Annotated in this window: 8 protein-coding genes, 1 tRNA gene and 3 pseudogenes; 9 read left to right on the forward strand and 3 right to left on the reverse strand. The window is 57.8% G+C overall.

The window, feature by feature from the left end; genetic code table 11:
* Positions 1-93: 93 nt before the first annotated feature.
* The 8 genes and pseudogenes from lptB to DW082_RS05700 form a co-directional block, all read left to right on the forward strand.
* A pseudogene (gene lptB / locus DW082_RS05665) lies at positions 94-804 on the forward strand (LPS export ABC transporter ATP-binding protein); the annotation flags it as partial.
* Positions 805-818: 14 nt separating this feature from the next.
* Positions 819-2,080, forward strand: a pseudogene (gene aroA / locus DW082_RS05670) (3-phosphoshikimate 1-carboxyvinyltransferase).
* Between the two features lie 64 nt (positions 2,081-2,144).
* Positions 2,145-3,140 carry a chorismate synthase gene (locus DW082_RS05675; RefSeq protein ID WP_101572612.1) on the forward strand — a complete coding sequence of 332 codons (996 nt, stop codon included), beginning with the start codon at positions 2,145-2,147 and terminating at the stop codon, positions 3,138-3,140.
* A gap of 162 nt (positions 3,141-3,302) precedes the next feature.
* Complete coding sequence (locus DW082_RS05680; protein WP_101572610.1) at positions 3,303-3,854, forward strand: DUF177 domain-containing protein; 552 nt, start codon at positions 3,303-3,305, stop codon at positions 3,852-3,854.
* A gap of 34 nt (positions 3,855-3,888) precedes the next feature.
* Entirely contained in the window at positions 3,889-4,071 is a 183-nt protein-coding gene (gene rpmF, locus DW082_RS05685) for a 50S ribosomal protein L32 (RefSeq protein ID WP_081032593.1), read from the forward strand.
* A gap of 20 nt (positions 4,072-4,091) precedes the next feature.
* Positions 4,092-5,036 (forward strand): phosphate acyltransferase PlsX, encoded by a 945-nt coding sequence (gene plsX / locus DW082_RS05690; protein WP_081032592.1) that lies wholly within the window; start codon positions 4,092-4,094, stop codon positions 5,034-5,036.
* Positions 5,036-6,050: pseudogene (locus DW082_RS05695) on the forward strand (beta-ketoacyl-ACP synthase III). Before plsX ends, DW082_RS05695 begins: the two are co-directional and overlap by 1 nt.
* A gap of 42 nt (positions 6,051-6,092) precedes the next feature.
* Positions 6,093-6,164: transfer RNA gene (locus tag DW082_RS05700), tRNA-Arg, on the forward strand.
* 239 nt (positions 6,165-6,403) lie between these two features.
* On the opposite strand, the gene DW082_RS05705 is transcribed toward DW082_RS05700, so the two are convergent.
* Both DW082_RS05705 and DW082_RS05710 read right to left on the reverse strand, forming a co-directional pair.
* Positions 6,404-10,369, reverse strand: a complete 3,966-nt coding sequence (locus DW082_RS05705) for a hypothetical protein (protein ID WP_147386974.1) — start codon at positions 10,367-10,369, stop codon at positions 6,404-6,406.
* 18 nt (positions 10,370-10,387) lie between these two features.
* Positions 10,388-10,594, reverse strand: coding sequence for a hypothetical protein (locus DW082_RS05710; protein ID WP_118457782.1), 207 nt, complete (start codon positions 10,592-10,594; stop codon positions 10,388-10,390).
* Between the two features lie 24 nt (positions 10,595-10,618).
* Between DW082_RS05710 and DW082_RS05715 the strand changes: the two genes are divergently transcribed.
* Positions 10,619-11,431, forward strand: coding sequence for an SDR family NAD(P)-dependent oxidoreductase (locus DW082_RS05715; RefSeq protein ID WP_118457784.1), 813 nt, complete (start codon positions 10,619-10,621; stop codon positions 11,429-11,431).
* 149 nt (positions 11,432-11,580) lie between these two features.
* On the opposite strand, the gene DW082_RS05720 is transcribed toward DW082_RS05715, so the two are convergent.
* Positions 11,581-12,630, reverse strand: coding sequence for an acyltransferase family protein (locus DW082_RS05720; RefSeq protein WP_118457786.1), 1,050 nt, complete (start codon positions 12,628-12,630; stop codon positions 11,581-11,583).
* Positions 12,631-12,837: the final 207 nt, after the last annotated feature.

Here is a 12,837-nt window from a genome sequence, read left to right on the forward strand (position 1 = left end):
ACAACAAACCTATTTAATAAAGGAAAGATAAGAATAATTTCTGAATTTAACTAACTTTGTAGAAAATTTTTCGCACACTGCGTATCCAACCCTATGAGACTATACACGAAAGACCTGGTAAAACGCTATAAAACCCGCACGGTGGTCGACCATGTGTCGATCGAAGTCAACCAGGGGGAGATCGTCGGGCTGCTCGGCCCGAACGGCGCCGGCAAGACCACGACGTTCTATATGATCGTCGGACTGATCAAGCCCAACGAGGGTTCGATTTTCCTCGAAGACCAGGAACTGACCAACGAGCCGGTCTACAAACGCGCCCAGAAGGGGGTCGGCTACCTGGCTCAGGAAGCTTCGGTATTCCGCCGACTGTCGGTCGAGGACAACATCCGGGCCGTCCTGCAGATGACCAATTTCACGAAAGAGTATCAGAAGGAACGGCTCGAAAACCTGATCGAAGAGTTCCGGCTGACCAAAGTGCGCAAAAGCCTAGGCATCCAACTTTCGGGCGGCGAGCGACGACGCACCGAGATCGCCCGGGCGGTGGCGATCAACCCGAAGTTCATCCTGCTCGACGAACCGTTCGCCGGGGTCGACCCGATCGCCGTCGAAGACATACAGAGCATCGTGGCAACCCTGAAAAACAAGAACATCGGCGTTATCATCACCGACCACAACGTGCACGAAACCCTGTCGATTACCGACCGCACCTACCTGTTGTTCGAGGGACGCATCCTGAAAGCCGGCACGGCCGAAGACCTGGCCAACGACGAAATGGTGCGCAAGGTCTATCTGGGACAAGACTTTAACTGCGTTAACACATGGACATCACCCTATCCGAAGGAACCGTATCGGGCAGCGTTACCGCCCCCGCATCGAAAAGCTACGCGCAGCGGGCGATCGCCGCCGCGCTGCTGTGCGAGGGCGAAAGCGTCCTGTCGAATATGGTGCAGTGCAACGACACCCGCGCCGCGCTGCAAGTCGCCGCCGATCTCGGCGCGAAAATATCGGCTCACGAAGACACATACACGCTGCACGGCGGCCTGCATCCGCGCAAACGCCAACTGAACATCGGCGAATCGGGCCTGGCGACCCGCCTATTCACGCCGATCACGGCGCTCTGCACCGAAACCATCACGCTGACCGGCAAAGGATCGATCCTCAAACGCCCGATCTCGATGATGGAAGAACCGCTGCGGCAACTCGGCGCGACGGTCAGTTCGCAAGGAGGCTACCTGCCGATCCACATCCGGGGAGCCATCCGCGGCGGCAACATTACGGTCGACGGTTCGCTCAGTTCGCAGTTCATCACCGGGCTGCTGATGGCGCTGCCGCTGGCCGCACAGGACACGACCCTGACGGTCAACGACCTCAAAAGCCGGCCGTACATCGACATGACGATCGGACTGCTGAAAAATTTCGGCATCGACATCAAACACAACGACTACCGGCAGTTCTTCATCGAAGGAGGCCAACGCTACGTCCCGACGCGCTACCGCATCGAAGGCGACTGGAGCGGCGCCTCGTGCCTGCTGGTCGCAGGAGCCACGGCCGGTCGGATCACGGTCGAAAACCTGAATCCGCTGTCGCTACAAGCCGACACGGCCATCATCGACGCCCTGACCCGGGCCGGGCCGAAATCACGACGACGGCCGATTCGGTCACCGTCCGCCGTAACGAACTGCACGCGTTCGAATTCGACGCGACGCACTGCCCCGACCTTTTCCCGGCGCTCGCCGCGCTCGCCGCCAACTGCGACGGCACTTCGATCATCCGAGGCACACACCGGCTCATCCACAAGGAGAGCAACCGCGCCCAAACCCTCGCCGACGTTTTCGGCGGCATGGGAGTTGCGGTGGACATCGAGACGGAGAACGAGATGCGGATCATCGGCGGAACGATTCACGGCGCTACGGTCAGCAGCCACAACGACCACCGGATCGCCATGGCGGCGGCGGTAGCGGCGCTGAACAGCGACGGGGCCGTCACGATCCGCGGAGCCGAAGCGGTCGACAAATCCTATCCGGAATTCTGGGACGATTTCAGAAATCTGGCCGGACGCGAGGCGGAAGATAAATTGTAAATAATTACGGATACGCACAGGCTTTTTCACTTTGCGACGGGCCTGATCCTAAAAATAAACCGAAATGAACAGTTTTGGCAGATTATTCAGAATTTCCATATTCGGAGAGTCGCACGGCGAAGCGGTCGGCGTGACCCTCGACGGAGTACCCGCGGGACTCGAACTCGACGAGACCTCTTTCGAAAAAGACCTCGGCCGCCGCAAAAGCGGCAAACGCGGCACGACGCCGCGTAAGGAGAGCGATACGCCGCACCTGCTGACGGGCGTCTTCAACGGCCGCACGACCGGCGCGCCGTTGACCATCCTGTTCCACAACGAAAACACGCTGTCGGGCGACTACAAAAACCTGATCACGCATCCGCGCCCGTCGCATTCGGACTGGGTGGCGATACAAAAGTTCAGGGGATTCGCCGATTACCGCGGCGGCGGACACTTCTCCGGCCGGCTGACCCTCGGGCTGGTCGCGGCCGGCGTGGTAGCAAAAAAAATACTGGGCGGCAAGATCCGGATCGAAAGCCGCATCCTTGAGATCGACAACTGTAACAACCCGGACGATTTCCCGAAAGTCGTCGAAGCCGCGCTGCGTTCGCAGGATTCGGTGGGCGGTATCGTCGAATGCACGGCCACCGGCGTACCGCACTCGCTCGGCGAACCGTTTTTCGATTCGGCGGAGAGCGTCATCAGCCACCTGTTCTTCTCGATCCCGGCCGTCAAAGGCGTGGAATTCGGCGCCGGATTCGAAGCGGCCCGGATGCGCGGCAGCGAGCACAACGACCCGATCATTTCGCCGGACGGAACCACGGCCACGAACAACGCCGGAGGAATTACCGGCGGGATCACCAACGGCAATCCGGTCGTGGCGCGGGTCGTCGTCAAACCGACCTCCAGCATCTCGTCGCCGCAAATCACGCTGAACACGGAAACCGGGAAACCCGAAGAGTTGAAGATCAAGGGCCGTCACGACGCCTGCATCGCGCTGCGCGCACCGGTCGTCGTCGAAGCGGCGATGGCCATCGCGTTGTGCGACCTGACATTAATCGCAAAGTCGCAACGTCCATAGCGCGGACGATCGGCGGAAACGGGATTCCGTACCTTCCGGCCGGCACTCCGGACAATACGGAAGGTACGTTTCCCGTTAGCACGGATAGGATACTCTATTATTCACGGAAGGTTTGGCAATTACGTTTAAATTATATACCTTTGCGGTCTGTTTTAGCATAGGATGAGTACGCTTACAAAATGTTCCATAGCCCATAAGGCGCTGAGTGTCGGGACACACCGATTCGATTTCAAAATCGGCGATCGCTTTTTCGAAGCTTTCGAAGGATCTGAAATCCATCGGGGAAAAGCCGATGTACAGGTCGTGCTGAACAAGCAAAGCAACCTGCTGACCCTCGATTTCAGGATCGAAGGGGAAGTCTGCGTGACCTGCGACCGCTGCCTCGAAGAGTTCATGATGCCGGTCGGCTATACGGGAACGCTTGCCGTCCGCTACAGCGAAACGGAGCAGGAAAGCGACGGCGAGGTGATGTGGATCGGCCCGTCCGAAACCGAGATCGACTTGTCGCAGTACATCTACGAAAGCATCTGTTTGAGCTTGCCTTACCAGCGGGTGCACCCTGTCGGCAGCGATGGTAAAAGCGGTTGCGATCCGGACATGCTGGCGCGGTTCAACATCGTAAGCGAAGAGGAATTCGACCGGCTCACCGGCAACGAGCAGACCGAAACGCTACAAGACAAACTAAAAACGAAAAAGTCTACAAACGAAAAATAAACGAGAATACTAACAGTAGTAAATATCTTTAAAAATGGCACATCCTAAACGTAAGATCTCGAGCACGAGACGGGACAAAAGAAGAACTCATTACAAAGCCGAAGCACCTACGATTTCTACCTGCTCGAACTGCGGAGCAGCCGTGCTTTACCACCGGGTATGTCCCGAATGCGGATTCTACAGAGGCCGCTTAGCGATCGAAAAGAAAGCCGAATAGAGTCCTAAAGTCATAACCGTATGACGAAAATAGGAATTGACGCAATGGGCGGAGATTATGCTCCGCAGGCGGTGGTGTCGGGTGCCATCAAAGCGTCCGGCCTCATCGGCAGGGACAGCAAAATCGTCCTGTTCGGAGACAAAGTCCGGATCGAGGAGATTCTGTCGCGCGAGAACTGCCCGCCCGACACGTTCGAAATCGTACCGACAACCGAGGTTATCGGCATGGGAGACAATCCGTCGCAGGCATTCCGCCAGAAACCCGATTCCAGCATCGCGGTCGGCTTCCGTTACCTGATGGAACAGAAAATCGACGGTTTCGCGAGCGCCGGCAGCACCGGGGCGATGATGGTCGGCTGTATGTGCACCGTCAAGCAGATCGAAGGAATCATCCGCCCGGCCATCTCGTCGGTCATCCCGACCATCGACGGCGGCGAAGTGATGCTCCTCGATGTCGGACTGAACGTGGATTGCAAGCCCGAAGTGTTGTGCCAATACGGTACGATCGGCAACCTGTATGCGCAGGGGGTCATGCACAAGGAAAACCCGCGCATCGCCCTGCTGAACATCGGAGAAGAGAAGGAGAAGGGCAACCAGCAGACCAAAGCCGCCTACGAGATGATGGAAAACTGCCACGATTTCAATTTCGTCGGCAACATCGAAGCCAAACACCTGTTTTCCGGTGAAGTGGCCGACGTGGTGGTATGCGACGGGTTCGTCGGCAATACGATCATCAAACAGGTGGAAGGCGTCTATTCGATGGCCCTGCACGACGGTCTGAAAAACAGCTATTTCAACAAACTCAATTACGAAACGGTAGGCGGAACCCCTGTACTGGGCATCAACGCTCCGGTGCTGATCGGTCACGGCTGTTCGAGTGCCGAAGCGATCAAGAACATGGTGCTCCAGACCGAAAAAACCATCAAGGCTCAGCTGGATTCCAAACTACGAGAAAGATTTAGTTAATGGCAAAAAAGAAAACCGCAGCAATAACTGGCGTCGGCGCATATTTGCCCGATTACATTCTGGACAATATCGAGTTGAGCCAGATGGTCGATACATCCGACGAATGGATCATGTCGCGTATCGGCATCAAGACCCGCCACATCCTGAAAGGAGAAGGGCTGGGCACCTCGTTTATGGGCGAAAAAGCCGTCCTCGACCTGCTCGAAAAGACCAATACCGACCCGATGGATATCGAAATGGTGATCTGCGCAACGGTCACCCCCGACATGTTCTTTCCGTCGACGGCCAATCTGATCTGTTACAAGACCGGGATGAAACAGGCGTTCGGGTTCGACTTGTCCGCAGCCTGCAGCGGCTTCCTGTTTGCACTGAACACGGCTTCCAAATACATCGAAGCCGGTACGCATAAAAAAAGTGATCGTGATCGGCGCCGACAAAATGTCGTCGATCATCAACTACAAAGACCGCAACACCTGCCCGATCTTCGGGGACGGCGCGGCAGCCGTGCTGCTGGAGCCTTCGACCGAAGGCTACGGCGTACAGGACGCTATCCTGCACTCGGACGGCGGCGGCGGCCAACACCTCTACATGAAGGCGGGCGGCTCGGCCTATCCGGCCACGCACGAAACCGTCGAAAACAACTGGCACTACGTCTATCAGGAAGGACAGGCCGTATTCAAAGCCGCCGTATCGAACATGGCGGATACGTCGGTCGAAATCATGGAACGCAATAAGCTGACTCCGGACGACATCGCCTACCTGGTTCCGCATCAGGCCAACCTGCGCATCATCGAAGCGACGGCCCACCGCATGGGACTCGCCAAAGAGAAGTGCATGATCAACATCAACAAGTTCGGCAACACGACCGCAGGCACCATTCCGCTCTGCCTGTGGGACTACGAATCGCGGCTGCGCAAAGGCGACAATCTAATCCTTTCGGCTTTCGGCGGCGGTTACACTTGGGGCTCCATTTACGTCAAATGGGCCTATAACGGCGGCGATTTTTCGAAATAACCGGATAACTTTTATTCCCTTTTACGGAGAGGATAAATGGACGGTCTCATAGTTCAAGGGATAGAACGGAAGTTTCCTAAACTTTAAATGCAGGTTCGAGTCCTGCTGGGACCACAAGCAGCTGACAATCTAATGATTGTCAGCCTGCTTTATTTCAACAAAGGGCTACGGCCTTTTAAAAGCCCCCTGGCCCCGTTTAAAGACGAAACCGGAATATCCCGCACGTCCCGATCGCCGGTATGCTCTACGATCGCACAAAATTTTCGCGTGACGACCGGAGTACGATCATCACGCGAAAAGAATCGAATAACCGACGACCGTGCGGCATCAACCGCGCTTTCGTCCGACTGTCGCTACGGCATCATACAAACCCTCCGCAGGCCGATCCATGCATAAGAAGTCCGGGTGTTCCGATCGACCAGTTCGAGTCGCAGATTGCGGCCGGAAAAGGCCGAAACGTCCATGTATCGGTGCGTAAGACTGTGTACCCCGGCCGACAGCATGACAGCCAGCTCGCGGCCGGTATCGGCGTCCAGCAGCCGAATACAGAGCGTTTCGTTCCCGTCGGGATCTTTCATCGCCGTTCCTCCCTGGGTGTCGAAGTCGAGCTTCGCACACCACTCCGGCAACCGGAACGCCGGCGACAATGCCCGGCCCACGGCGGTTTCTCCGTTTTTGGCCAGCGAATTCAGGGTCGCTTCGTTGAACAAGGCAGGCACCGGAGCGACCGAGAACGCATCTCCCTCGATCTGCCACCGGGACAGCGAATCGGGAGCCGTCAGATCGAACAACGGCACCGGGGGCAACCGGCGGGCGGGCGGAAACCACGGCGTACCGGCCAGCGCGCCGAAACGGTCGGCCGAATAACCGGTAACGGCCACCAGTCCCAGCGCGGAAATATCGTCCAGCGCTTCCAAGTCGATCCACGCCAATTCGCGGATACGTTCCAAATCGAGCTCGACCACCGCGAAGACACCCGAACGGGTGACCGCTGCCGCGCTGCCGCTCCACCATACCGGCTGCGGAAAAGCCGGAGCCCGGCCCTCGGGCCGATCGGCCTGAACCGGAGAAAGCAGCGACAACGGAGGAGCCGTCAACGAACGGTTCTGCTGCGTCGTCGCGAACTTTCCCACGGCCGACGGCGGGCACGACCAATCCAGATCGCCCGGAAAACTCAGCGTCCGCGTCACCTCGCCCCCTTCCGCATCGCGCACGGTGATACGCGCCACGCGGGTGAACATATCGGCATTATCGAGCAACGGCACGAACAGGAAATAAAGTTTTTTACAATGCAAACCGTCGCCCGGAATCCGGATAAACGGAGTTCCGTTGCTGCGCGACAAAGCCGCGAAGCGGTGCGACGGAACCCGGAACGATAGCCCAGGAATCTGCGGCACACGGAACTCGCGAGTCGTATCGAGCGCCTCCATCGGCGGCGGGCAGGAGTGCCAGGGCGGATGATAAAAGGCCTGGTATTTCCGGACTTTCTGCCACGATTTGTCGGGCGTATCGAGCAATCCGTCGATCGCGATCGGACGCAGATTCTCTTTCAGGAACGAATCGAACGGCCCGGCTTCCGGCAGGTCGCCGAACGCCAGCCTCAGCGGAAGCGACTCTCCGCCGGGCAAGGTCAATTCGGCACAATTGACGCCCGGCGCAAAGAGCGTTGCGTCGCCCGCTCCGAAAGCGATATTCCGCCGGCACTCGCTGCGCGGCGCCAGATCGACGCAGAACGGGAAAGCGGCTTCTCCGACACGCAGCACGGCCCGGCCCGTCACGGCCCGGTCGGTATTGTTTCGCAGCAATACGTCCGCCGACAAAGAGTCCGTAAACTTCAATCCGCCGAGCGGTACGGCCTCGAACCGGGGCAATACGGTCAGGTCGACCGGAATGTAAAACCCGACGCCCTCGCCGGTCTGGGCGCGCACGAACAGCGTACGCCGGCTGAAATTCAGTTCGCCCAACGCCCCGAACGACCGGTACTCGTCGAGCAATCCCTTTTTCAGAGTCCCCCGCAGAACATTTCCGTCGGTGCATACCGACGCCAATAAGCCGCCGCGGTCCTCGATTCCGAGCAATTCGGCGCCCTGCAGCGCGACCTGTAACGATTCGCCTTCGGCCACCGATCCGGGAACCGAAAGGTTCAACGGCACGGGATCGAACGTCACGACAATCCGCGAATGATTCTCGGCTGGCAGTTCGGCTTCGGCGAACACGCCGTCGATACCGGACCGCAGGCGAACCGGAATCGGTTCGCCGTGATCGGTCAGCCGCACGTTCGTGCAAACAGGTAACGACCATCGGATTTTCCGGGCGAGTTTCGCGGTCGTATGCAGGTCGTATTCGAGCCGGTTTCCGGATCGCCGGAAATCGACCCGATGGTTTTTCAGCCGCATCGAAGCGGAAGGCCAATCGTCCGGAAAATTGGGCGACACCCGGATACACCCCTCCGGAGCGTGCATTTCCAGGCCGAAAAGCGCCTCGACCACAGCCGCCACATACAACCCTGCCGGAGCCGAGAAATAAGCCGGAACCGCTTCGGTCGAAACTTCGGGCCACGATCCCCGGTGGTTGTCGTCCATTACCCAGCCGGCCAGCGCATGCAACGGATCGGACACCCGGTTGCGCAACCCGGCGGCCGCGTATCCCCACGCGCCCCACGGCTGCTGAGCGGCTCCGGCCTGCATTCCCCAGGTCCCGACCGCATGATACGGAAAATTATTGGAACAATAAATCGCTCCGGAGCTGTCGGTCAGCCGGTCGGACAGGTGTCGGAGCGACGTATAGGAATCCAACAGGTCGGTTATCCCGAAAATAGCCGGATAGGTCAGCGTATGGTACTGTCCGTCGAGCCGGGGATTGCCCTGCAGATCGTCGAAATAGACGAACCGCCCGAGATCGGAACGCCACAATTTCGCGCGCAGCCGCGAGACGGTCTCGTCGGCGCGGGCGCGCCACAGCAGCGACGCGGTAGTATCCCCGAGTCCGGCGGCCAGTTCGCTGCGAGTACGCATCATGTTGATCCCTTCGACCGACGGGGTCGTTCCGTCGCCGGCGGTAGCCACGTAATCTTCCTGATTGCCGATCTGCAGGCCCCAGCCGAGCAGCAAATTGTCATTCCTGTCGTATTCGGCGAACGTCTGGCCGATTACCCGGTCGAGCACGGGCGCCGTCGCGGCGGCAAAATCGAGGTCGCCGGTAAAATTCCAGTAACGGCGCACCTGCCATGCCCAGAACTGGTTCGTCCCGCCGAAATCGCGACGCGTAAAACCGAACGGCGCGAAATGCGGGATCGACCCGTCGGAATTGATCATCTCGGCCTGTTTGAGCGTCGTGGCGCGCGAACGGTCGGTCTGACCGAGCCACTCGGCCGCCGCAGTCTGCTGCATGTGCCACAGCGAAGTCCAGTGATGGATGCACTCGACCCAGCCGTACGGATCGACCCAGGTATATTCGAGCGTGGTCAGCGCGCTGCCGAAGGCCCGGTCGAGCAGCGAATCGGGAGTCTCGATCCGGTTCGCAAGCAATTCCCCGTAATGACAGTCGACATCGGCCAACGCCCGGGATATATCGAGTCCGGAGATCTTCGCCACCCGGGCCCGGTCTTCGGCAAAGGCGAGCAACACTTCGCCCGACCCGCCGGCGAAAGCGCAATCGAGGTACTCTCCCCCGCCATCGCCGCGCCGGACATCGACGACGGCGGAAGTCCGCACTCCGGTAATCGCACTATGTTCGCCGGTGGCGATCAGGTAGGTTTTACCCTGCTTGTCGATCCGGTTGTCGCGCGGGTCGAGCGGCTCGAACGGCACTTTGTTCATATCCTCGAAAGCCGACCGTTGCCAAAACGATTCGCCGATCATCAGGCGCACCGTCGCTTTCGGTTCGGTGCGGATGCTGTACACGGCGGCCCCGACCCGGGTGGATTCGCCCGTACCGACCATCAACGGCGTAAACCGGCTCTCGACCTCGACGCCGCCGAGCCGGAAACGCGCCTCGACGCCGCCCGGAAAATCCTCCACGCGAATATCGGTCGCCTCGGCCGCGGTATAAATGCGGCCGTCCACCTCGACCTGCGGCACGATGCGCGCGAGGGCCGTATATTGAATCCCGTAATTCTCGCGCACGTAAGTCAACAAGCGCGATACCGGAGCCCGTTCGTAAGTGCGTACCAGCGCATAGTTCCAGGCCGCCATCCGGTCCATCGGCTGCCGTTCGAAATGTTCGGGAGCCAAGGATTGCGTTCGTGCGGGAGATCCCGTTCCCAACACAACCGCCGTTAGAAAAAGCTGCGCAAAGCGCAAAAGTCGTATTCGTTTCATAAGCAGATTAGGTTAGAACTATAAAGGTACGTATTTTACTGGATTTCCGATCTCGATCTGCACGGAATTTCTTCCGACACAACCGTTTGCCGCTTCCGAACCATTATCTATCTTGCAGAAGAAAATCCCGACGGGAACGAATTTTGCAGACACCGGGAGAAGGTCTGCGGCGGGGATCGCCATCGTCCATTTTCCGCCCGAACCGTCCGGATCGTCCGGCTGCATGAAAATTTATTAAACCATAATCTGATGAAAAGATTCGAAAACAAAGTAGCGCTCGTAACCGGAGCGGCCAAAGGAATCGGTTTTGCCACGGCCGAGCGGCTATGCGCCGAAGGGGCCTCGGTCGTCGTGGCCGACTACGACCTGGAAAGAGCCAAAAAGGCCTGCCAAACCCTGAACGACGCCGGAGGAAACGCCGTCGCCGTCTATTTCAATGCGGCGGAACTGGAAAGTTCGCGCGACCTGGCGGCGCATACGCTGAAAAATTTCGGCCGGATCGACGTGGTCGTCAACAACGCCGGGTATGCCGATCCCAAACGGGACGCCGACCTGCTGCACGCCGACCTGGATTATTTCGACGAAGTGTTCCATGTGATGGTTCGCAGCATGATGGTCATTACGCAGCAGGCGGTCGCCTGGATGACGGCCAACGGCGGCGGCGCGATCGTCAACGTCGCGTCGATCGGAGGGTTGACCGGTAACCTGACGGGCTGCTATTACGGCATCTGCAAGGCCGGTTCGGTCAACTTCACGCGGTACGTAGCCACGCAGTACGGCAAAGCCGGCGTGCGATGCAACTGCGTCGCGCCGGGACTGGTGCTGACCCCGGCGGCCGAACGGTCGCTGACCGACGAGTACAAGGAACTGTTCATCGCGCACAATGCGGTGGATTACGCCGGGCAGCCGGAAGACATCGCCGGAGTGATCGCTTTCCTCGCTTCCGACGACGCCCGTTACGTGACCGGGCAGACGGTCGTGGCAGACGGCGGCTGCACCTGCCACAATCCGACGGTCAGAGACATGCGCGCTTTTGCGGAAGGACAGGCTACGTTCAAATAAAGGAAAATACGGTGCAGGCCAAGGCCCCGCAGACCGTAAGCATAACGGCAGGGACGACACAACAGCCGTCCCTGTCGGTTTTTACAGCACTGTATGTTGAAACTGGGAAAAGAATCCGTCGTCCGGTGAAACGAATATGACATGCCCCATCACAATACCCGTTTCATCCCCGGAATACTCCGCGCCAGATAAACCAGCGCGAACGACACGACCGTCGCGCATATTCCGATAAAAAGAAACTTGACTGTTCCGCTTCCCATATCGAACCCGTCGAATGCGTATTGCAATCCGATGATGACGAACAGGTGGAAAAAATAAACGCCGTACGCCTGATCGGCCAGCCATCGGCGGAAAGGGGACGTCCGATTGAATCTTACTCTGTACAGATAGATCAGACCGAAACTCAGCGACAGACAGAGGAGCGATTCATACCACCACCAATTCTTCCAGATATTGTTTTCCAGAAAAGGGTAAACCGGACGCAAATAGACCAATAAAACCATCAATCCCGCCACCGCGAGCAGTACCTTCCCCACCGACGGAGACAATGATCCGAACCAATCGTTCCGGTAAGCGACAATTCCCAGCGCAAACATCAGAACGTATTGGGGAAGATGGGCGGGTTCGCTACTCAAAAAACCTCCCAGCATTTTCCATTGGTCGATCGGATTTTCCAACCGGACATAATAAGTAACGGCGGATAACCCGGCTGCCAAAAGCAAAACACGCAGTAAATTCAACCGCCTGTCCCGTTTCAGTCCCCATTCGTATTTTCTGCACGCTTCGTAAATGCAAACATAGGCCAGCGAATAAAACAACAGATGTTCCAGAAACCACGTATGAGCGAATTCCGCTTTTCCGGTAACCGATAACGACAATATCAGCACGACCAGCATGGGAACGCCCAAGCGGATCGCCCTTTTGCGAACAAATTGCTTCGTACCGCTTCTATCCAGGCTTCCGGGTATAAAATAAGCCGAAATCAAAAAAAACAACCCCATGAAGAAAGCCGCGTTCACCGGAAAGAAATTTCCGAGCCAACCGACATATTCATGCGATAAGGAAGGGGAGTAAGGCCACGCTCCTCCGTCGCCGTACGCCTGACCGGCATGATGAAATACGACCAGTACCGTGAGAAGCACTTTCAAATTATCAAGGTAATGGCATCGTGTAACGGAAGGAAGCACAGTAGTCGGCATAAGAAAGTCAATATTCGGGTCAGTATTTATAAAGATACGAAAAATTTTTCCCTATTCCAAATTGAAAAGGCGGGGACTTCCGGAATCGGGATGATTCCCTGAAGTCTCCGCCTTTTGTTACGAGGCAGAATCTGCCGTTTGCAGGTTACCGGGAACGGAAAGCCGTTCCCGTCGGAACATCGCGCGAAGTAAAAACTTACCCCCGGA

This window comes from Alistipes sp. AF48-12 (genome assembly GCF_003477565.1).
In the GTDB taxonomy this organism is placed as follows: domain Bacteria; phylum Bacteroidota; class Bacteroidia; order Bacteroidales; family Rikenellaceae; genus Alistipes_A; species Alistipes_A hominis.